General features: G+C 66.5%; 20 protein-coding genes and 1 other RNA gene. 12 read left to right on the top strand and 9 right to left on the bottom strand.

Features of this window, described 5'->3' with window-relative positions; translation table 11 throughout:
• Positions 1 to 4 precede the first annotated feature (4 nt).
• From hrpB to RPC_RS24340, 3 genes are all read left to right on the top strand, one after another.
• Complete coding sequence (hrpB, locus tag RPC_RS24350) at positions 5 to 2614, top strand: ATP-dependent helicase HrpB (RefSeq protein WP_041802248.1); 2610 nt, start codon at positions 5 to 7, stop codon at positions 2612 to 2614.
• A 381-nt stretch (positions 2615 to 2995) separates the two neighbouring features.
• The gene (locus tag RPC_RS24345; protein WP_011475251.1) at positions 2996 to 3505 is read left to right on the top strand and encodes a TIGR02281 family clan AA aspartic protease; all 510 of its coding nucleotides are present in this window, start codon (positions 2996 to 2998) and stop codon (positions 3503 to 3505) included.
• A gap of 116 nt (positions 3506 to 3621) precedes the next feature.
• The gene (locus RPC_RS24340) at positions 3622 to 3831 is read left to right on the top strand and encodes a hypothetical protein (protein WP_041802247.1); all 210 of its coding nucleotides are present in this window, start codon (positions 3622 to 3624) and stop codon (positions 3829 to 3831) included.
• 297 nt (positions 3832 to 4128) lie between these two features.
• Here RPC_RS24340 and RPC_RS24335 read toward each other — a convergent pair whose 3' ends face one another.
• The 3 genes from RPC_RS24335 to RPC_RS24325 form a co-directional block, all read right to left on the bottom strand.
• On the bottom strand, positions 4129 to 5058 hold the full coding sequence (locus RPC_RS24335) for a sugar kinase (protein WP_011475249.1): 930 nt from the start codon (positions 5056 to 5058) through the stop codon (positions 4129 to 4131).
• The gene (gene nudC / locus RPC_RS24330; protein WP_041802246.1) at positions 5055 to 6002 is read right to left on the bottom strand and encodes an NAD(+) diphosphatase; all 948 of its coding nucleotides are present in this window, start codon (positions 6000 to 6002) and stop codon (positions 5055 to 5057) included. The genes RPC_RS24335 and nudC overlap by 4 nt, the downstream gene beginning before the upstream one ends.
• A 124-nt stretch (positions 6003 to 6126) precedes the next feature.
• A complete protein-coding gene (locus RPC_RS24325) occupies positions 6127 to 6546 on the bottom strand; it encodes an HIT domain-containing protein (RefSeq protein WP_011475247.1) in 420 nt (139 codons plus the stop codon).
• A 149-nt stretch (positions 6547 to 6695) separates the two neighbouring features.
• Between RPC_RS24325 and ffs the strand changes: the two genes are divergently transcribed.
• The 5 genes from ffs (at position 6696) to RPC_RS24305 (ending at position 10196) form a co-directional block, all read left to right on the top strand.
• An RNA gene (gene ffs / locus RPC_RS25275) (signal recognition particle sRNA small type) lies at positions 6696 to 6792 on the top strand.
• A gap of 173 nt (positions 6793 to 6965) precedes the next feature.
• Positions 6966 to 8822 (top strand): DNA polymerase III subunit gamma/tau, encoded by a 1857-nt coding sequence (locus RPC_RS24320; RefSeq protein WP_011475246.1) that lies wholly within the window; start codon positions 6966 to 6968, stop codon positions 8820 to 8822.
• Positions 8823 to 8848: 26 nt separating this feature from the next.
• Positions 8849 to 9166, top strand: a complete 318-nt coding sequence (locus RPC_RS24315; RefSeq protein ID WP_011475245.1) for a YbaB/EbfC family nucleoid-associated protein — start codon at positions 8849 to 8851, stop codon at positions 9164 to 9166.
• A gap of 2 nt (positions 9167 to 9168) precedes the next feature.
• Positions 9169 to 9774, top strand: coding sequence for a recombination mediator RecR (gene recR / locus RPC_RS24310; RefSeq protein ID WP_011475244.1), 606 nt, complete (start codon positions 9169 to 9171; stop codon positions 9772 to 9774).
• 20 nt (positions 9775 to 9794) lie between these two features.
• Positions 9795 to 10196, top strand: coding sequence for a hypothetical protein (locus RPC_RS24305; RefSeq protein WP_415914773.1), 402 nt, complete (start codon positions 9795 to 9797; stop codon positions 10194 to 10196).
• A 234-nt stretch (positions 10197 to 10430) separates the two neighbouring features.
• Here the strand turns inward: RPC_RS24305 and RPC_RS24300 are convergent, their stop codons facing one another.
• The 6 genes from RPC_RS24300 to RPC_RS24275 form a co-directional block, all read right to left on the bottom strand.
• Positions 10431 to 10874: an NfeD family protein gene (locus RPC_RS24300; RefSeq protein ID WP_011475242.1), complete on the bottom strand. Its 444-nt coding sequence runs from the start codon at positions 10872 to 10874 to the stop codon at positions 10431 to 10433.
• 76 nt (positions 10875 to 10950) lie between these two features.
• Positions 10951 to 11961, bottom strand: a complete 1011-nt coding sequence (locus tag RPC_RS24295; RefSeq protein WP_011475241.1) for an SPFH domain-containing protein — start codon at positions 11959 to 11961, stop codon at positions 10951 to 10953.
• A gap of 248 nt (positions 11962 to 12209) precedes the next feature.
• The gene (gene hemH, locus RPC_RS24290; RefSeq protein WP_041803278.1) at positions 12210 to 13247 is read right to left on the bottom strand and encodes a ferrochelatase; all 1038 of its coding nucleotides are present in this window, start codon (positions 13245 to 13247) and stop codon (positions 12210 to 12212) included.
• Positions 13248 to 13318: 71 nt separating this feature from the next.
• Complete coding sequence (locus RPC_RS24285; RefSeq protein WP_011475239.1) at positions 13319 to 14491, bottom strand: nickel/cobalt transporter; 1173 nt, start codon at positions 14489 to 14491, stop codon at positions 13319 to 13321.
• Positions 14491 to 15198, bottom strand: coding sequence for a DUF1007 family protein (locus RPC_RS24280; protein WP_011475238.1), 708 nt, complete (start codon positions 15196 to 15198; stop codon positions 14491 to 14493). The genes RPC_RS24285 and RPC_RS24280 overlap by 1 nt, the downstream gene beginning before the upstream one ends.
• A 202-nt stretch (positions 15199 to 15400) precedes the next feature.
• On the bottom strand, positions 15401 to 17491 hold the full coding sequence (locus tag RPC_RS24275; protein ID WP_011475237.1) for a M3 family metallopeptidase: 2091 nt from the start codon (positions 17489 to 17491) through the stop codon (positions 15401 to 15403).
• Positions 17492 to 17628: 137 nt separating this feature from the next.
• On the opposite strand from RPC_RS24275, the gene RPC_RS24270 reads away from it, so the two are divergent.
• From RPC_RS24270 to RPC_RS24255, 4 genes are all read left to right on the top strand, one after another.
• Positions 17629 to 17910 (top strand): hypothetical protein, encoded by a 282-nt coding sequence (locus tag RPC_RS24270; protein WP_011475236.1) that lies wholly within the window; start codon positions 17629 to 17631, stop codon positions 17908 to 17910.
• Positions 17911 to 18594: 684 nt separating this feature from the next.
• Complete coding sequence (locus tag RPC_RS24265; protein ID WP_011475235.1) at positions 18595 to 19737, top strand: type III PLP-dependent enzyme; 1143 nt, start codon at positions 18595 to 18597, stop codon at positions 19735 to 19737.
• Between the two features lie 296 nt (positions 19738 to 20033).
• Positions 20034 to 20627, top strand: coding sequence for a GNAT family N-acetyltransferase (locus RPC_RS24260; protein ID WP_011475234.1), 594 nt, complete (start codon positions 20034 to 20036; stop codon positions 20625 to 20627).
• Positions 20627 to 20812 (top strand): hypothetical protein, encoded by a 186-nt coding sequence (locus tag RPC_RS24255; RefSeq protein WP_041802244.1) that lies wholly within the window; start codon positions 20627 to 20629, stop codon positions 20810 to 20812. Before RPC_RS24260 ends, RPC_RS24255 begins: the two co-directional genes overlap by 1 nt.
• The last annotated feature ends 172 nt before the right edge of the window (positions 20813 to 20984 follow it).

The raw sequence follows: 20984 nt of genomic DNA, 5'->3' as shown, positions 1-20984 counted from the left end.
GCCTTTGACCCTTGCCTTCGACACCCCGCTGCCGATCGACGCCGTGCTGGATCGGCTCGGCTCCGCGCTGGCCGCCAATAACGTCGCGGTGCTGGTGGCGCCGCCCGGCGCCGGCAAGACCACGCGGGTGCCGCTGGCGCTGCTCGACGCGCCCTGGTTGGGCGCAAAGAAAATCATCATGCTGGAGCCGCGGCGGATCGCGGCGCGCGCCAGCGCCGAACGGATGGCGAAAACGCTTGGCGAGCGCGTCGGCGACACCGTGGGTTATCGCGTCCGCTTCGGCAGCAAGGTCTCGCGCGCCACCCGCATCGAAGTGGTCACCGAGGGCATCTTCTCGCGGATGATTCTCGACGATCCGGAATTGAACGGCATCGCCGCCATTCTGTTCGACGAATTCCACGAGCGCTCGCTCGACGCCGATCTCGGCCTCGCGCTGGCGCGCGATGCCCAGGTCGGGCTGCGCGAGGATCTGCGGATTCTCGTGATGTCGGCGACCATCGACGGCGCCCGGGTCGGCAAATTGCTCGGCGATGCGCCAGTGATCGAAAGCCTCGGCCGCGCCTACCCGGTCGAGACGCGTTATCTCGGCCGCAAGCCGGATGCGCCGCTGGAGCGGCAGATGGCCGAGGCGATCGCGTCGGCGTTGCGCGAAAATCCGGGTTCGGTGCTGGCGTTCCTGCCGGGCGCCGCCGAGATCCGCCGCACCGAGACGATGCTGCGCGAACGCGTCGTTGATGCCTCAATCGAGATCGTGCCGCTGTTCGGCGCGCTCGATGCGAGCGTGCAGGATCGCGCGATTCAGCCGGCACCGAAGGGGTGCCGCAAGGTGGTGCTGGCGACCTCGATCGCGGAAACCTCGCTGACCATCGAGGGCGTCCGCATCGTGGTGGATTGCGGCATGGCGCGGGTGCCGCGTTACGAGCCGGACATCGGCCTCACGCGGCTGGAAACCGTACGGGCCTCGCGCGCCGCGGTCGATCAGCGTCGCGGCCGCGCCGGGCGCACCGAGCCCGGCGTATGCTATCGGCTGTGGGACGAGCCGCAGACCGCCTCATTGCCGGCCTACACCCAGCCGGAAATCCTCAGCGCCGATCTGTCGTCGCTGCTGCTTGATCTCGCGCAGTGGGGCGTCGGCGATCCGGCGCAGCTGGCGTTTCTCGATGCGCCGCCGGCGCCGGCTTTGAAGGAAGCGCGGGCGCTTCTGGCCGAACTCGGCGCGCTCGATACTGAGGGCCGCATCACCGACGAAGGCAAGAGTCTGCGCGCGCTGGCGCTGCCGCCGCGGCTGGCGCGGATGATTGTGGATGCGCAGCGGCAAGGCTGCGGCGAGGACGCCGCGGCGATCGCGGCGATCCTCACCGAGCGCGGGCTCGGCGGCGACAGCGTCGATCTCGACGCCAGGCTCGAGCAATTCCGCCGCGATCGCTCGCAACGGGCGATCAGCGCGCGACAGCTGGCGCAGCGCTGGGCGGCGCCCTCTGCTCCCTCCCCCCTTGCGGGGGAGGGTCGGGGAGGGGGGTCTACGAGCACGGCTTCGGTTCGGGGCACCCCCACCCCCAACCCCTCCCCGCAAGGGGGAGGGGAGTCGCGCCGTGCTCGCGGCGAGGCCGCGCCTTCGCAGCAAGGCGCAGGGGAGTTAACCACCGGCGGCATGTTGGCGCTCGCCTTTCCCGATCGCGTGGCGAAAAACCGCGGCAACGGCTCGTTCGTGCTGGCCAACGGCCGCGGTGCGGCGATCGACAAGACCGCCGCATTGGCGCGCGCGCCTTACATCGCGGTCGCCGAACTCACCGGCACCGCGGCGAACGGCAGAATCCTGCTCGCCGCGCCGATCACCCTCGAGGAGATCGAGGCCCGCTTCGCCGCCGAGATCGACGCCGTCGACGATATTTCCTTCGACCGCGTCGCGCTGGCGCTGCGCGGCCGTCGCAAGCGCACGCTGCACGCCATCACGCTGTCGGAAGCGCCGATGGCGGTGGTGCCGTCGGAGGCCACCGCGCGGGTTTTTGCCGATGGCCTGATTGCCGCCGGGCTCGACAAACTGCCGTGGTCGAAATCGCTCAAGCAATGGCGCGACCGGGTGACGTTTTTGCGCAAGGCCGAGGGCGACGCTTCACAGAAACTTTGGCCGGATCTGTCCGACGCAGCGCTCGCCGAGGCGCGCGAGGCCTGGCTGGTGCCGGCGCTGTTCGACAAGACCGCGTTGAAGGATGTTTCCGCCGGCGATCTGTCCGACGCGCTGATGGGGTTGCTGCCGTGGGATCTGCGCGCGCGGCTGGAGCGCGAGGCGCCGACCCATTTCGAGGCGCCGACCGGCACGCAGCTTGCGATCGACTACGAGGCCGAGCAGGGCCCGACCATCGCGGTGCGCTTGCAGGAATTGTTCGGCCTCACCACGCATCCCTCGCTCGCCGGCGGCGCGGTGCCGCTGGTGCTGGAATTGCTGTCGCCGGCGCAGCGCCCGGTGCAGGTGACGCGCGACCTGCCGGGGTTTTGGCGCGGCTCCTATGCCGCTGTGCGCACCGATCTGCGCGGCCGCTATCCGCGCCACCCCTGGCCGGAGGATCCCGCCGGCGCGCCGCCGACCCGGCGCGTCAAGCCGCGCGGCACGTGAGCGGCCGCAATTCGATCGCGCTTCCGCAGCGGTGACATCTCGACAAGGAGCCACCTCTCCGCGTCATGGCCGGGCTCGTCCCGGCCATCTACGGAAACAGGCAGGGCGTCGCTTGTGGGCGTGGGTGGCCGGGACAAGCCCGGCCATGACACGGGTCGGGCGTAAGCGCTTTAATGATCTGCACCGCATTTGCGGCCAAGCTCGGTCAACCTGACTGAACGTCAAGCGAGCCGAGGACGGCGCCGCGGCGCTGCCGTTAACGCTTCGCTCACGCTTTTCCGCAAAAACCAAAGATCGCGGGCCGCGTTAGTCGCCGGTTGCGACCTGCCATGATCAAATCGCGCTGCGTTGTTCGCGTCGATCGAAGTGTGAGTCTGCGTGATGCGTAACATCATGATCTTTGCCGCGTTGATGGCGATCCTCGGCACCGCGATGGCGGAAGTCGCCGATCGGATGACGCCGAAACCTGCGGCCGTGGTCGCGGCCACGGTCGGCGCCGCGGCGACGCCGGACTCCGCCGTCCGCAGCGTCAGCATTGCGCGCGACGCCCGCGGCCATTTCCAGACCGACGGCCGCATCGACGGCCAGCGCATCGGCTTCATGGTCGACACCGGCGCCTCGGTGATCGCGCTCAACGAAACTTCCGCGGCGCAGTTCGGCTTGCGGCCCGCGCGCGGCGACTACAACGCGATGGTCACCACCGCCAACGGCACCGTGAAGGCGGCGCGTGCCCGATTGGCGTTGGTCGATGTCGGCGGGCTGCTGGTGCGCGATGTCGATGCGCTGGTGCTGCCCGACGAAGCGCTGTCGGTGAATCTGCTCGGCCTGTCGTTCCTGTCGAAACTGAAGCGCTTCGAATATGCCAACGGCACGATGGTGCTCGAGCAATAACGCATGCTGCGATCTGAACATCCGTTCAGATCGCACGCAAAAGTTTCGCGGAACGCTCATCATCGTTCTGTGTTGCCTCCCTGCTGAAACGCCAATGATTTCCCAGGAGGAACACGATGAAGCTTCGCTATGCGCTCGCCGCTCTGTCCATCGCCGCGCTCGCCGTTCCGTCGATCGCTTCGGCGGAAACCACCGTCATCAAGAAAGTCTATCGCGACGGTCCGCGCGCCGAGATGCGCGGTCACCACGATCGCGGTATGCATCGCGGTAAGCATCGCGGTGCCGATCGGGTGGTGATCATCAAGAAGCGCCACCACCGCTATTGATCGGCGGCGTCCGATCGAAATCGACTTGCAAGCAAGCCGGGCGAACGGAGCCAGAGCATTTTCGGTTAGGATTGAATCATCCAACCAAATGTCGTCGTCATTCCGGATTGCGAGTTCGAACAACGAGCAAGTCCGGAATCCATACTCCCTGCGGTGGTTATGGATTCCGGGCTCACTCGCAGCTGACGCTGCTCGTGCCCCGGAATGACGGCCTGGACTCTTGAACCGCAGCAATCCTAACCGAAAATGCTCTAGCCGTTTCGCCCGGCTTTCTGCGCCGCCGGCGTCGCGCACGGATCAGTACGCGATCGACCGGCTCAACAGCACGTCGACCTCGGCGCGGCGCGGGCAGGCGAAGGCGCCGCCGAATTTCGTGCATTTCAGCGCCGCCGCCGCGGAGCCGAAGCGCAGCGCGTCGGCGAGACTCTGCCGCTCGGTGATCGCCAGCGCGAAGCCGCCATGGAAGATGTCGCCGGCGCCCAGCGTATCCACGGTCTCGACCGGAAACGCCGGAGTGTTTTGCACGCGCCGCTGGTCGTCGAGCCAAATCGTGCCCTGCGGTCCGCGCGTCGCGGCGACGAAGGCCGGCGTCAGTTTGGCGATGGCGCGCAGTGCATCGATATCATCGGCGACGCCGGCGGTGGCGTGCAGCGCTTCCTGCGCAAAGATCAGGTGCGAGGCCGCGGTCAGCAGCCCGTCATCCAGCGACATCGCGCGGTCGACGTCGACCACCACGGCGATGCCGCGCCGCAGCGCCTCGGCACACAGCGCGGTGGCGAACGAAGCGCAGCGATTTTCCACCAGCAGCGCGTCGCAGTCGCGGAGCAAAACCTCCGTGTCGGGCAACTCGACCTGCCACAGCCCGGGATCGCGAAAGGTGACGATGGTGCGTTCGCCCGACGGATCGAACATTACTGAGGAGACCGGCGTCACCAGGCCCGGCATGTGCACCAGGGCCGTAGCGTCGATGGCCTCTTCGGCGAGCTTGTCGAAGATGAACCGGCTCGAGCTTTCGTTGCGATCGCCGATCGGTCCGGCCAGCGCGGCGCGTCCGCCGAGCCGGGCTATGGCGATCGCGGCGTTGACCGCGTTGCCGCCGCAGATCTCGGCGAAATGGCTGGCATAGGCCTTGGAGCCGAGCGCCGGAAGATGTTCGATCCGGAACGTCAGATCACGCACCGGCATTCCGATGCACAGCACGCGCGGCCGGCGAGCGTTTTCCGTCATGTCGCTGAAGACGGGCCGTGCAGCCAGCGGCCGAGCAGGTGGTGGGCGATCGCGAACGAATGCGCGCCGGTCAGCCCGTCGGGATGCCGCCGGTGATGCATCAGCATCGCCTCGTCGCGGGAAAACCAGCGGGCGTCTTCGAGTTCGGTGTGGTCGACCACGATATCCTCGGTGGTCGCCTGCGCCGAGCAGCCGATCATCAGCGACGACGGATAGGGCCAGGGCTGCGTCATGTAATAGGCGACGTCGCCGCAGCGGATCCCGGATTCCTCGAACACCTCGCGGCGCACCGCGTCCTCGAAGGTTTCCGCGGCTTCGACGAAGCCGGCGAGGCACGAATACATCCCGTGCGGAAACTGCTTCTGCCGGCCGAGCAGGCATTTGTCGCCGAACGTTACCAGCATGATCACCACCGGATCGGTGCGCGGGAAATGCTCGGCCTTGCAGCTCGGGCAATCGCGCTTCCAGCCGCCTTGCGACATCACGGTGCGGGCGCCGCAATTGGCGCAATAGCCGTGGCGCTGATGCCAGCTGACCATCGATTTCGCCATCGCGATCGCTGAGAGTTCTCCCGCCGGCACCGCGCCCTCCATCGCCATGCCGCGCAGCTCGCTCACCGCGACGTCGTTGCGGATCAGTAACCGCTCTACGGCGTCAGCCGCGATCCCCATGCCGAACAGTGGCGCGCCATCGCGCAAGCCGAGAAAGATGGTTCCGGAATTGGCCCCGAACGTCAAAGCCTCGTCGATCGTCAACAGCGCGCGGACGCCGTCGGCCTGCTTGGCCATCACCAGCGAATCGCGATGCACCACATAGGCGCGGGCGTCGCGGCCGCTTTCCAGCTTGAACAACTTGTCGTCGTCGCTGCGCAGATGCGCGGCGCGATCCAGCACATGCGTGACGAAGGCCGGCTGGCCGAGCGGAAACGAATCGTTTGTTGTCATGCGCTGGTCCGCGAGGCTGGCGCCGCCGTGGCGATCGAGGCTCGCAATTTCCGGGAAGGTGACTGCGGCGGTTGGTCGCAAGCTTGCCGGAAATCCTGGCTCAATTCAACCAAGCCAGATCTTGTCAACCAAGCCAGATCCGGCGGCGCAGCTCGGCGATGAAGCTCTGCACTTCCTCAGGATCGTGCGCGAGCGGCGGCACGACGCCCCACACCGGACGCGGCCAGGCCACGTCGCCGGAGCGCCGCGCAATCACGTGGACGTGCAGCTGCGGCACCAGATTGCCCAATGCGGCGATGTTCAGCTTGTCGCATTTGGTGACGTCCTTCAACGCGCGGCCGACGCGGGAGATTTCCGTCATCAGCTGCGCCTGCTCGACCTCGCCGAGATCGATGATCTCGCCGACGCCGGCGCGGCGCGGCACCAACAGCAGCCAAGGATAATGTGCGTCCTTGATCACCAGCACGCGGCACAGCGGCAGGTCGCCGATGTCGATGGTGTCTTTTTGCAGCTGCGCGTGCAGCGTCCAGTCTGAAGCGGGCATCGGGGTTCCGACCAAGGTGGGGCGTCGGCCGCGCTGTTCGGCGCTCGAACAGCGCTCGAACGACGGCGCATTTCGCGCCCGCTTTAACACACCGAATGGCGGCGTCGCCACGCTTGCATTTCGGCGCATTTGGCGCCATTTATGCCCCGGGAGATTGGCGGTGGACGAGCCACTCGCCAACCGGGTCAGGTCCGGAAGGAAGCAGCCCTAACGAGGTCCGGATCGGGTCGCTCGTCAGTCTCCTACTTGTTTTCTGCTTGTTTTTGCGAGCGAATTCAGCGCTCCGATCGATCGAAGGTGGACGCTTTCATCATTCGAGCCGGATCGCGCCCCGGGCTCCAGCCCGGCGGTGATCGCCTGAAACCGTCCGTGCATTTCCGCAATCCGGCGCCGAGAGACAACCACTTGCGGATCGATCGATGACCGACGCTGGCCCTCCCGTCATTCCCCCGAGCGATCCCGTCAGCGCCGCGCCCTCGGCCGGCACGCCGTATCGCGTGCTGGCGCGCAAATATCGCCCGAACAATTTCGAGGATCTGATCGGCCAGGACGCCATGGTGCGCACGCTGTCGAATGCGTTCGAGACCGGGCGGATTCCGCAGGCCTGGATTCTCACCGGGGTGCGCGGCGTCGGCAAGACCACCACCGCGCGCATCCTCGCCCGCGCGCTGAATTACGAAATGCCGGACGGCTCGGTGACCGCGCCGACCATCCACATGCCGGTGCCCGGCGTGCATTGCCAGGCGATCATGGAAAGCCGGCACATCGACGTGCTGGAGATGGACGCGGCCTCGCATACCGGCATCGAGGACGTCCGCCAGATCACCGACGGCGTGCGCTATTCGCCGACCAGCGCGCGCTACAAGGTCTACATCATCGACGAAGTCCACATGCTGTCGGACAAGGCGTTCAACGCCTTCCTGAAGACGCTGGAGGAGCCGCCGGAGCACGCCAAATTCGTGTTCGCCACCACCGAAATCCGCAAGGTGCCGGTGACGGTGCTGTCGCGCTGCCAGCGCTTCGACCTGCGCCGCGTCGAGGCCGACGTGTTGATGGCGCATCTTGCCAATATCGCCGGCAAAGAGAACGTCGAGGTCGAGCCGGAGGCGCTCGGCATCATCGCCCGCGCCGCCGAAGGCTCGGTGCGCGATTCGCTGTCGCTGTTCGATCAGGCGATCGCCCATGCCGCCGGCACGGTGCGCGCCGACGCGGTGCGGCAGATGCTGGGGCTGGCCGATCGCACCCGGGTGATCGACCTGTTCGCGCATCTGGCGGGCGGCGACATCGCCAGCGCGTTCGGCGAATTCCGCGAACAATACGACGTCGGCGCCGACCCGGTGGTGGTGTTGAGCGACCTCGCCGAATTCGTCAATTTCGTCACCCGCGTGAAGATCGTGCCGGCGACCGCGGAGAACGTCGCGTTCGGCGAGACCGAGCGGCTGCGCGCCCGCGAGTTTGCCGCGAAGCTGTCGATGCGGGTGCTGTCGCGGATGTGGCAGATGCTGTTGAAGGGCATCACCGAAGTGCAGGGCGCCACCCGCCCGGCGGCGGCCGCCGAAATGGTGCTGGTGCGGATCGCCTATGTGGCGGATCTGCCGACCCCCGACGAAGCCATCAAGATGTTGCAGGACGGCGGACCAGCATCGGCGTCGGCGGCCTCCGCCGCGGCCCGCAACGGCGCCTCGGCCTCATCATCATCGAATTCATCATCGGGCTCGCCGGCGAGCGCGATGGCGTCGGCGCGGATGTCGTCGGCGCCGCGCGGCGGCGCCGAAGCCTCGCTGCGTCCGCAGCTCAGCGCGTCGCAGCCGGCTGCTGCGGCGGCGCCGGTGCTGACCATCAACAGCTTCCCCGAACTGGTGGCGCTCGCCGCCGAGAAGCGCGACGTGATGACCCGCGTCGCTTTGGAAGCCGACGTGCGGCTGGTGCGGATCGAAGACGGCCGGCTTGAGCTCGCGATGGAGCGTAGCGCCGCGCGCACGCTGATCAACGATCTGTCGCGCAAATTGGAGCAATGGACCGGCCGGCGCTGGACCGTGATCGTCTCCAATGAAGAGGGGCAGCCGACGCTGCGCTCGCAGGCGCTGGCGCAGCAGAGCGAACGCGAACGCGCCGCGGAGGCCGATCCGCGCGTGCAGGAGGTGCTGGCGCGGTTTCCCGGGGCCAAGGTCCTGGAGGTGCGCCGGCTCGCGCCCGAAACGCCGGACGCCGATGCGCCGGAAGCCGATGCCACCGGCGAAGATTCGCCGGAGACTCTCGACAACGACGACCAGTAACAACTCTGCAGTGGAAGGAACGGATCATGGCTGATTTTCTCGGCATGATGAAGCAGGCGGCGCAGCTCCAGTCCAAGATGAAGGCGATGCAGGAAGAGCTCGAGCATATCGAGGTCGAGGGCATTTCCGGCGGCGGGCTGGTCAGCGTGCGGATGACCGCCAAGATGGAGGTCAAGACCATCAAGATCGACCCCTCGCTGATCAACGCCGACGAGGCCGGGGTGCTGGAGGATCTGTTGGTCACCGCGCTCGCCGATGCGCACCGCAAGGCGGAAAGCGCGATGCAGGAAAAGATGCAGGCGCTGACCGGCGGACTGTCGCTGCCGCCGGGGCTCGGCCTGTAAGCATGGCCGCTGCGGTTGCCGGCCCTGAGATCGAACGCCTGATTCAGTTGCTGGCGAAGTTGCCGGGGCTCGGGCCGCGCTCGGCGCGGCGCGCAGCATTGCACCTGATCAAGAAGCGCGAGGCGCTGATGGCGCCGCTCGCTTCGGCGCTGCAGGTGGCGATCGAACGGATCCAGGTCTGCAAGGTCTGCGGCAATATCGACACGCAAAATCCCTGCACGGTGTGCACCGACCCCAGGCGCGATCCGTCGATCATCGTGGTGGTGGCCGACGTCGCCGATCTGTGGGCGCTGGAGCGCGCGCACGCCGCGAGCGGCCGCTATCACGTGCTCGGCGCCACGCTGTCGCCGCTCGACGGCGTCGGCCCCGATGATCTGTCGATCGACGCGCTGGTGGCCCGCGCGCACGATCCGCAAGTCAGCGAAATCGTGCTGGCGCTGAATGCCACCGTCGATGGCCAGACCACCGCGCATTACATCACCGACCTGTTGATGGAGGCGGGCGTCAAGGTCACGCGCCTCGCGCACGGCGTGCCGGTCGGCGGCGAACTGGATTATCTCGACGAAGGCACGCTGTCGGCGGCGATGCGGCAGCGAACCTTGTTTTGACACCCAACGAAAGATCACCAATGACCGGATCCCGTGTGAGACGATGGCTGATGCTGGCCATGGCGACGGCGTTCGTCGCCGGGGCGGCGAGCGAGGCGGTGGCACAAAAGGCGCTCAGGAGCGGCGACGTGCTGACCGGCCAGCTCAATGCCATGCGCAGCCGCGCCAAGGGCAAGCGCGTCGCCACGTTCCAGGTGGCCAGCGAGCCGCGCCGGCTGCCGGCGCCCGGCGGGCTGTGCAATCTGGAGACCGGCCCGCAGACCTTCCAGCTGGTGACCACCACCGAGGCCCAGGCGGCGCAGCTCAAGGGGCTGATCGGCAAACAAGTCTCGATCAAAGTCGGCGAACTGGCCTGCGCCGAAGCCGCCGGCGAGATCAGCGAAGCCGTGGTGCGGTCATGGAGCGTGGTGGCGAGGCCGTAGGGTTTTCCGCTGGTCTATTTGAATCCGCTCACGAAGAAACGACCGGAAAAGAGGCCTGTGTCCCGGACGCGAGCAGCGTTCTTACGCTGCTCCGCGAGCCGGGACCGTTACGAGTGCCGTGTCTCGTAACGGTCCCGGCTCTGCAGCGCACCCCGCCGCAAGCGCGGCGTGGTGCGCTGCGTCCGGGGCACGGTTGCGGTGAATTTCATCGCCGGGCTCGAACGACGCGCCGCGTTAAGCTCCCGCCACGGTCAGGCTGGCGCCGTCGGCCTCGACGATCTTCACCTTGCTGCCGGCCGGCGCGTCGGGGCCGGACACCCGCCACACGGTGTCGTCGATCCGCAGCGTGCCGGCGCCGTCGACGATCGGCTTCTCCAGCGTCAACACCCGGCCGACCAGCGCTTCGGCGCGCTTGTTGAGAAACGGATTGCTGCCTTCGCCGGGTCGCGGCCGCGCGAAGCGCCGCCACAACGGCACCGCGGAGATCGAAAACAGCGCAAAGGCCAGGATCTGCGCCTGCCAGGACGGCTCGGTGACGAACGACAGCCCGCCGACCAACAACGCCGCGAGCCCGAGCCAGAACAGAAACACTCCGGGCGCCATGAGCTCGAGCCCCATCAGCACGAAGCCGACGATCAGCCAATTCCAGCTGCCCAGCGACACCAACAAACCCGTCATTCCCAGCCCCCACGACCCGTCATCACGCTCTCACACACGACTCACGCTCACAGCCGTCTCCGGCGGTTTCGTCACCTCAGCGCGGCGGCGCCGCCGGGCCGCTCCCCGCCGTGCCGCTCGGCGGCACCGAACCGCGGCGCGCCGCGGCCTGCGCCGCTGCGCTGCCTTCGCCGAACGTCGCCTTGGCGATCTCGCCGATGCCGGCCAGCGATCCGAGTATACTCATCGCTTCGATCGGCAACATGATGATCTTCTGATTCGGTGAATCCGCCAACTGCCCGAACGCCTTGATGTACTTGTCGGCGATGAAGTAGTTCAACGCCGCGACGTCGCCCTTGGCAATGGCTTCGGAGACCATCTGGGTTGCTTTGGCCTCGGCCTCGGCGGAGCGCTCGCGGGCTTCGGCGTCGCGGAACGCGGCTTCGCGGCGGCCTTCGGCCTGCAGGATCTGGCCTTGCTTTGCCCCTTCGGCACGAAGAATTTCCGACTGCCGTTGGCCCTCGGCTTGCAAAATATCCGCGCGCTTGACCCGTTCGGCCTTCATCTGCCGGCCCATCGCCTCGACCAGATCGGCCGGCGGCACGATGTCCTTGATCTCGATGCGGTTGACCTTGAGGCCCCACGGCGACACCGCGGCGTCGACCACGCGCAGCAGCCGCTCGTTGATCTCGTCGCGATGCGACAGCACCTGGTCAAGATCCATCGCGCCCATCACCGAGCGGATGTTGGTCATGGTCAAGACGATGATCGCCTGGTTGAGGTCGGAGACCTCGTAGCTCGCCTTGGCTGCGTCGAACACCTGATAGAACGCGACGCCGTCCACCGTGACGGTGGCGTTGTCCTTGGTGATCACCTCCTGCTCGGGGATCGCGATCACCTGCTCCATCATATTCACCTTGCGGCCGACCCGGTCGAAGAACGGAATGATCAGGTTGAGCCCCGGCGACAGCGTCCGGGTGAACTTGCCGAACCGCTCGACGGTCCAGGCAAAGCCCTGCGGCACGGTCTTGACCCCGGCGAACAAAGTGAGAATGACCAGCACGACCAGTGCGATCGAAAACACGTCGAAGCCGCTGAACGTCATCATGGGTGTCTCCTCGCGGCGGACAGGGAATGCGGCGGAGCCGGATCGGCAGCCGCGAATGCCGAGTGGTCGCCGACCCCGGATTTAAGGTTCGACTGCAACAGGACGACGATTGTCGAACAGTCTCACGCAAAAAGCGATTGAATCGAAGTGGTGCGGCGAACCTCCCTCGCCCCGCACGCGGGGAGAGGTGAAGTCAGTGCTCGCAGAAAGATCTTCTCTTTCGCGCGGAGCCGCAGCGGAAACCCGCCCTACAGCCAGCCCTCGAGCTCGCGCAGCACCAGTTGACGGATCACCGCGATGCCGTCGTCGCTGTCGTTGAGGCAGGGCACCGCGGCGAACTTTTCGCCGCCATTGTGCATGAAGATCTCGGCGTTTTCCTGCGCGATTTCTTCCAGCGTTTCCAGGCAGTCCGAGGCGAAGCCCGGCATCACCACGGCGAGCCGGCGGACGCCGTCCTTGCCGAGTTGTTCGATGGTCTTGTCGGTGTAGGGCTGCAGCCACTGATCGAAGCCGAACCGCGACTGGAAGGTCAGCATCAGACGCTTCTCGTCGAGGCCCATGCGCTCGCGCAACGCATCCACCGTGGCGATGCAATGCGACTGGTAGGGGTCGCCCTTGTTGATGTAGGCCTGCGGCATGCCGTGGAACGAGGCGACGATACGTTCGGGCTCGAACGGCAGCGTCGCCAGATGGCTGCTGATCGAATTGGCCAGCGCGTCGATATAGGCGGCGTCGCGATAATACGGCGGCGTCACCCGCAGCGTCGGCTGCGCGCGCATCTCGCTGAGCACCCGGAACGCCTGGTCGCAGACCGTGGCCGAGGTCGCCGCGGAATATTGCGGATACAGCGGCACCACCAGCAGCCGGTTGCAGCCTTGCGCGACCAGTGCGTCGATCCGCGAGCGCATCGACGGATTGCCGTAGCGCATCGCCCAATCGACCACGATGTGGTCGTGCGCGGTCAGCGTCGCGGCGAGTTTGTCGGCCTGCGCCCTTGTGATGGTCTTCAGCGGCGATTCGTTGGCTTCGTTGTTCCAGATCTTTTGGTAATCGCGCGCCTTGCGCGCCGGGCGGGTACGCAGGATCAATCCGTTCAGCGCCAGCTTCCAGACGATGCCCTGGTTCTCGATGACGCGCGGATCCGACAGGAACTCGCGCAGATAGTCACGCACCCCCTTGGTGTCGGCGCTGTCCGGCGTGCCGAGATTGACCAACAGCACGCCCACCCGTTCCGGCGCCTGATCGGCAACGGCCTCAGGGCCGTGAATGGGAACAATGACTGTCATGAGGCGGTTGGCTTCGCGCGTTGGCATAATGTTGTCAAGATAAGGCAACATTCGCCGAAATCGAGCCTTGCTCATAGGCAGGTCACCCGCTCTGCGGCCATATAGCCCAGTAACAGCCCGAGGCCGAAAAGCAGCACCAGTCCGGCTGCGCTGAATTCTACACCACGCATGATCAATGCACCGCCGGCTTCGCGGCCGGCCGCCAGCCGCCGCGCCAGCCCCTTGGCTGAAACCGCCAGGGTGGCAATGGTTGCAACCGTAATGGCGGTGCCGACGCCCATCGCAAAGGTAGCGGCGACGCCGGCCCAGAACATGCCCTGTGCAAGTGCGAACACCAGCACCAGGATGGCGCCGGAACACGGCCGCAACCCGACCGCGAGAATCGCGCCGAAGCCGCGCCGCCAGCCGCCGGGTCCGGCAAGGTCTGCCGGTTCCGGACCATGCGCGTGGCCGCAGTGCCCGTCATGGACGTGGGCCGCGCCGCCATGGTCGTGGTGATGATGATCGTCATGGCGAGGGAGATGGTCGTGGTCGTGCGAATGCGCAACCTCGGGATGCCCCTGATGAGCGTGCGGGTGCGCTGCGTCATGAGGCTCGGCGTGAGGTTGGTGATGATCGTGGTGTTGCGCCGCGGCGGGGGCGAGGGCGAAGGCGTCCGCCGGCCGCTGCCGCGCGGCCGAGAGCGCGCGAAAGAAGCCGCCGCCCTTGCTCCACACCAGCCGCGCGCCGAACGCCGCGATCAGCGCATAGCTCACAATCTCGATCACGCGTTCGGCGCCGCACATCGTCTTGGCGGTGGCGTTGAGCAGCCAGGCGCAGATCCCGACGACCAGAACCGCGACCAGCGCCTGCAACAGCGCCGAGACGAACGACAGCACGATGCCGCGCCGCGCGGTCTCCTCGTTGGCGACCAGATAGGACGAGATCACCGCCTTGCCGTGGCCGGGGCCGGCGGCATGGAAGATGCCGTAGGCGAACGAGATCGAAAGCAGCGTCCACACCGCGCTGCCGTCGGATTTCGCCGCCCGGATCGTCGCCGACATCTGGCGGTAGAACAGCGACTGCTGCTCCAACAGCCAGCCGACCACGCCGCCGACCTGCGGCGCTGCGGGCGGGCGCGGCCCGCCGAACGGATTTTGCGCCAGCGCATGGCTCAGCGCGGCGTCGAGCAGCGGCGCCAGCGTCAGCACGGCGGCGCAGATCAGCAAGGTCCGCGCGACGGCGGCGATCCGGGAGCGGGGCATTACGGGCAACTGACGATGATTTTGTTGGCGAACATCGCGCCGTAATTCGAATTGTCGCCATTCATGAAGTTCTGTTCTCCGAGACGGGTGGCGTCGGCGGTGCCGTCATTGGGGCGCTGAAAGCTCAGGGCGCAACCGGTCGGCGCACCGACCAGTTTGACCGGATCCTTCTGTTCGAAACTGAAATCGATGAAATACGTCGGGTCGAACACTTCCACCGCCAGTTCCTTGCTCTTCACCGGAACCTTCAGCGGCAGCGTGAAGTGCAGCGTCAGCACGTTGTTGTCGAAGACCAGATAGTAATCGACCGGCGCGAGAAATCTCTGCTTCCGGCCGTCGGCCTTGGCGAAGGTGAAGAAGCCGAATTCCTTCAGCGATTCGACGTTGGTCTGCGCCAAGGGCGCGAGGTCTTCGCGGGTGTAGACGTCCTTGGTCTTGGTCTCGATCCCCTGCAGCGCATAGGTCGAGAACATGTCGTCGAAGCTCCAGGCGTGGCGCACCCCGGTGACGGTGCCGTCGGCGGCATAGACCAGATCGCTATGCGCGGTGATCCAGACATGCGGATGCGCCTGCGCGGTGCCGCTGCCAAAGATCAGCCAACAAAGGCCCAACAGACTGCTGACGAAACCGTGGATGGAAGCAGTGCGCGCACGACTGCCGCGCGCACTGATCTCACCTCTCCCCGCGCGCTGGGAGAGGTCGACCATCGGCGCGCAGCGGCGATGGTCGGGTGAGGGGGCGCCGGAGTTCAAACGCGACGCCCCCTCACCCGACCCGGCTTCGCGGAGCCTGTGCTCGGACGGCGCGAAGCGCCGATCCGGGTGCTCCACCGGGCCACCCTCTCCTCGCACGCGGGGAGAGGGTGGCGATGCCGCGTCGCTTCGATCCAAATTGACGTCGTCGGCCACTTTACGCCGCCTCGGGCACATCGAGCAGGCCGCGGCGGCGCAGCAGCGCGTCGGGCTCGGGCGGTCGTCCGCGGAACGCGATATAGGCGTGCTCCGGATCGCGGGAGCCGCCCGCGGCGTAGATATCGTCCTGCAGCCGCTTGGCCACCGCGGAATCGAAGATGTCGCCGGCCTCCTCGAACGCGCCGAACGCGTCGGCGTCCATCACTTCGCTCCACATGTAGCTGTAATAGCCCGAGGCATAATGGTCGCCGGAGAAGATGTGGCCGAACTGCGTCGGCCGGTGCCGCATCGCGATTTCCTCCGGCATGCCGATCTTTTGCAATTCGCGGCGCTCGAACTCGGCGATGTCGCCGATCGCCGAAGCCGGCTGGGTATGGAATTCGAGATCGATCAGCGCCGAAGAGACGAATTCCACGGTGGCGAAGCCCTGGTTGAATTTTCGCGCGGCGAGGAAGCGCCGCAACAGATCGTCGGGCAGCGGCTCGCCGGTCTGGTAATGCGTCGCGAATTGCCGCAGCACCTGCGGCTGTTCCTGCCAGTGCTCGTAGAGCTGCGACGGCAATTCGACGAAATCGGTGAACACCGCGGTGCCGGACAGCGACGGATACACCACGTCGGACAGCATGCCGTGCAGGCCGTGGCCGAATTCGTGGAACAAAGTGCGGGCGTCGTCCGGCGACAGCAGCGCCGGTTCGCCGTTCGAACCCTTGGCGAAGTTGCAGACGTTGATGATCAGCGGCGCGACGTTGCCATCGAGCTTCTGCTGGTCGCGCAGCGAGGTCATCCAGGCGCCGGAGCGCTTCGAGGGGCGGGCATAGTAATCGCCGTAGAACAGCCCCTTGTGGGTGCCTGCGGGATCGAACACCTCCCAGACCCGGACGTCGGGATGCCAGACCGGGATGTCGTTGCGCTCGTTGAACGTGACGCCGAACAGCTTGGTTGCGGTGTCGAAGGCGGCGGCGATCATATTGTCGAGCGAAAGATACGGCTTGATCGCGGCGTCGTCGAAATTGGCGCGGCGCTGCCTGAGCTTCTCGGCGTAATAGCGCCAGTCCCAGGCTGCCAGCGCGAAATTGCCGCCTTCCTCCGCGATCAGCGCCTGCAGCGCGTCGCGATCCGCCAGCGCCCGGGCGCGCGCCGGCCGCCACACCCGTTCCAGCAGCCCGCGCACTGCCTGCGGCGTCTTAGCCATGGAATCTTCCAGCCGATATTCGGCGAAGCTGGCGAAGCCGAGCAGCTTGGCGGTCTCTTCGCGCAGCTGCAGGATCTCGGTGATCGCCGCGTTGTTGTCGTTGGCGTTGCCGTTGTTGCCGCGCGCGGTGAACGCCTTGTAGACCTTTTCGCGCAAATCACGCCGGGATGAGCTCTTCAGGAACGGCTCGACCGAGGAGCGCGACAGCGTCACCACCGCCTTGCCGGGCCGTCCGCGCTCGGCAGCCGCCGCCTTGGCGGCGGCGACGAAGCTGTCGGACAGCCCGTCATAATCGTTGTCGCCGAGCTCCAGGGTCCAGTCCTGCTCGTCGCCGAGCAGATGATGGCTGAATGCGGTGCCGAGGTTGGCCAGCCGCTCGTTGATCTCGGCCATCCGCGCCTTGGCCTTGGCGTCGAGCCCGGCGCCGGAGCGATGGAAGCGGGTGTAGGTGCGCTCCAACAGCCGCAGCTCTTCGCCGGACAGCTTGAGCCTGGACCGCAGCCCGTAAAGCAGCGCGATCCGGCCGAACAGCGCGGCGTTCATCATGATCGGATTCCAGTGCCGCGCCATCCGCTGCGACACTTCGGTGTCGATCGCGAGCAGCGCCGGGTTGGAATGCGCCGACACCAGATCGTAGAACACCGCGGCGACCCGGTTCAAAAGCCGGCCGGAGCGCTCCAGCGCGGTGATGGTGTTGGCGAAGTCGGGCGCCGAGGGATCGTCGGTGATCGCGGCGATCTCGGCGGTGTGGTCGTCGAAGGCCTGCTCGAACGCCGGCAGGAAGTGTTCCGGCGCGATCTCTGCGAACGGCGGGGTCTCGAACGGCGTCCGCCAGGCCTGCAACAAGGGATTGTCGAGCCGTTCGGAATTGGCCGTCGCGACCGAGGAGTCTGGCATCGAGAGGTCCTGCTTCGAGGAAAGGAGCCTGCGACATATAACACGGGATCAGGCTTTTTTGAGCCTTGATGCGCGTTTGCGGCTTGCCGCAGCGGGCTTTTTCAGAGAGATTGCCGCCGCAAACAGGATCTTCCCCGATGAGCAAGCAGCCCGCTTCCAAAGGCCCCCGCCAGGCTCCTCAAGGCCCCCGCCGGATCATCTGGCCGACCGTGGTCACGGTGATCAGTGCCGCGATTTTGATCGGCGCCGAGGTGTTCGGCGCGGCGTTCGCCGGCGGCTGGGCGCTCGCCATCCTGTTCGGCCTCAACGACACCGCCGCGCATATCGTGCAGGTGGTGCTGTTCGTGATCGGCGTCGTGGTGATGGTGGCGTTTGTCCGCCACGCCCACCACGTCGAGCCGTTCACCCGGCGCGCTTAGCAGCCCGCGCGACTGATCGCCGCGCGACCCGCTGCGATGCGAGAAACCCTTGCCGGGCGCGGACTTTCCTTCATGACACGTTAAGTACTTTGAACATCCGTTCATGTTCGAGGTGAGTTTCGTTGCGCGCGCGCAACGCTCGTCCGCCGTGTCGGGGAAATTTCGCGTTAAGCCAAAAAAAATCTTGCGAAGCCGGACTAAAGCACCTATCTCCGGTCTTGCCCAATTTCGCACGTGCCTGTGGTCGTGTGTCAGTCGGTAGGTATCCGGACAAGAGGCCGGACAGCCGCCAAGGGATAAAGAAGCCGAGGGTCGGTGATCGCAAGATCAGCGGCCAGCATCTCTCTCAAGGGATGCCGTTGAAGGTGACTTTACCCCTTGCAACCGTGACTGGCAGCCGGAGGCGAACCGGCGCACCTCGCTCTCAACGAGGGACGCGACTTAAAGCAACGACGGATCGGGCTTTTTTGGTCTCTGCCGGCTTTCCACCAGCCGGCGCGATTACCGAAGAGGCTTGTCCTTCATTGCCAGGTGTGCGGGCGGGATCACTCCCAACCAATCCACGGCAGAACAGTTCGGTCTGAGTGTTTTCCACGCTGCGCTTCCATCGCGCGACGTGGCCGAAGCGCTTTGATCCGAGATCCGTTTTGAGTCCGCCCATCGCTGGGCGGCTGGGAGAGTGCTATGACCGAACGTATCCAGGAATTCCTCCGCGCCCGCCGCAACGAAGGTCAGGACGTCGAACCGTGCCTGGTCGTCGATCTCGACGTCGTGCGCGACAACTTCCAGAGCTTTGCCAAGGCGTTGCCCGACAGCCGGGTGTTTTACGCGGTGAAGGCCAATCCGGCGCCGGAAGTGCTGTCGCTCTTGGCCTCGATGGGCTCGTGCTTCGACTGCGCCTCGGTGCAGGAGATCCAGATGGCGCTGGATGCCGGCGCCACGCCCGACCGCATCTCGTTCGGCAACACCATCAAGAAGGAACGCGACATCGGCCGCGCCTTCGCGCTCGGGATTCGGCTGTTCTCGGTGGATTGCACCGCGGAAGTCGAGAAGATCGCCCGTGCCGCGCCCGGCGCCAAGGTGTTCTGCCGCATTCTTTATGATTGCGCCGGCGCCGAGTGGCCGCTGTCGCGCAAGTTCGGCTGCGATCCGGAGATGGCGGTCGACGTGCTCGACCTCGCCAAGCGTCTCGGCCTGGAAGCCTATGGCATCTCGTTCCATGTCGGCTCGCAGCAGCGCAAGGTGAAGGCGTGGGATCGCGCGCTGGCGATGGCGTCGTCGGTGTTCCGTGACTGCGCCGAGCGCGGCATTAATCTCTCGATGGTCAACATGGGCGGCGGCTTCCCGACCAAGTACCTGAAGGAAGTGCCGGCGGTGGTGCAGTACGGCCGCTCGATCTTCCGGGCGCTGCGCAAGCACTTCGGCAACGCGATTCCGGAGACCATCATCGAGCCGGGCCGCGGCATGGTCGGCAACGCCGGCGTGATCGAGACCGAAGTCGTTCTGATCTCCACCAAGAGCGACGACGACGATACGCGCTGGGTCTATCTCGACATCGGCAAGTTCGGCGGTCTCGCCGAGACGATGGACGAGTCGATCCGCTACGCGATCAAGTCGCGCCATGACGGCGCGGAGATGACGCCCTGCGTGCTCGCCGGCCCGACCTGCGACTCGGCCGACGTGATGTACGAGAAGCTGCCGTATCCGCTTCCGGTGACGCTCGAGATCGGCGACAAGCTGCTGATCGAAGGCACCGGCGCCTATACGTCGACCTACTCGTCGGTGGCCTTCAACGGTTTCCCGCCGTTGCGGACCTACCACATCTAAGGCCGTCGTCTTCTCCTCCCTCGCTTGCGGGGGAGGTCGGGTGGGGGAACTAATCGTTTCGCCCCACCCCAGCCCTCCCCCGTCAACGGGGGAGGGAGCAAGAGAATCGGGAGCCGGTGTGCCGGCTCCCATCCCGTCACCTTCCATCTGGATGACAACACGCCGCGCCGCGTTGGCGAGGCGGGACCCTGTGCTGCGGGAACGAAGTCGCTCGCCCATCGTTGGCGCCTTCCAAATCGCATGCTCAGCGGATTCCCCGCTTTTCAAACGCGTTCCCGGGGTGGGGACTGACCGCCATGACCGCATCGACCACGCTTGCTGTTTCACAGGCCCATGAAGCCACCGTCTCGATCCGCGCCGAGCGCGCGGCCGATGTCGCGGCGCGCGAAGCGCTGCTCGACGCCTGCTTCGGCGCGAGCCGCAACGCCCGCACCTGCCAACGGCTGCGCGACGGACGTCGCCCCGCCGAAGGCCTCGCCCTTTCGGCGATGCATCTCGGCCGCCTGGTCGGCACGGTGCGGCTGTGGCACGTCGATGCCGGCGGCCGGCCCGCGCTGGTACTCGGCCCGCTGGCGGTCGATCCCTCGGTGCGCGCGCTCGGCATTGGCGCTGCGTTGATGCAGCACGCGCTCGAAGCCGCCAAGGCGCTCGGCCATGGTGCGGTGATCCTGCTCGGCGACGAGCCGTATTACGTCCGTTTCGGCTTCAGCCGCGCGGTCGCCGAGGCGCTATCGCTGCCGGGACCGTTCGAGCGCCATCGGCTGCTCGGCCTGGAGCTGCGCGCCGGCGCGTTGGACGGCGCGATCGGCCTGATCGTGCCGACCGGCCGGCCGGACGACATCGCCAAGCCGGCGCGCGCCGGTCGTCGGCAATTGCGGCGGGCCGCGTGATGGCCTGGGATGCTGATGCCATGCGGCCGATCGGCGGCGAGATGTATTGCGAGCGTCTCGCTGCGCGCAGCCGCCGCGAAACACGGCCGGCGATCACCACAATCATCTTGATCATGATCGCGATCAAGATCGTCATCGACGTGCTGGCGCGGCGGCGATCGGCGGCGGTGTCGGACCCGTCCTGACCGGCAAAAGCCGTGGTTTGAGTCGCGGTGAACCGCCGGCGCGCGGCACCACCAAGCAGCGAAGCAATCCGGGGGCTGCCCATGGAGCCCTGGGTTGCCTTCGTCGCAGGCCCCCCGCGCCATGACGAACGCAATTGCCGTTGACGTCGTTCGATCGGCGGTGGCCCCGAAA

This window comes from Rhodopseudomonas palustris BisB18, from assembly GCF_000013745.1.
GTDB lineage: Bacteria > Pseudomonadota > Alphaproteobacteria > Rhizobiales > Xanthobacteraceae > Rhodopseudomonas_A > Rhodopseudomonas_A palustris_F.
This window is presented reverse-complemented; position numbering and strand designations above follow the sequence as displayed.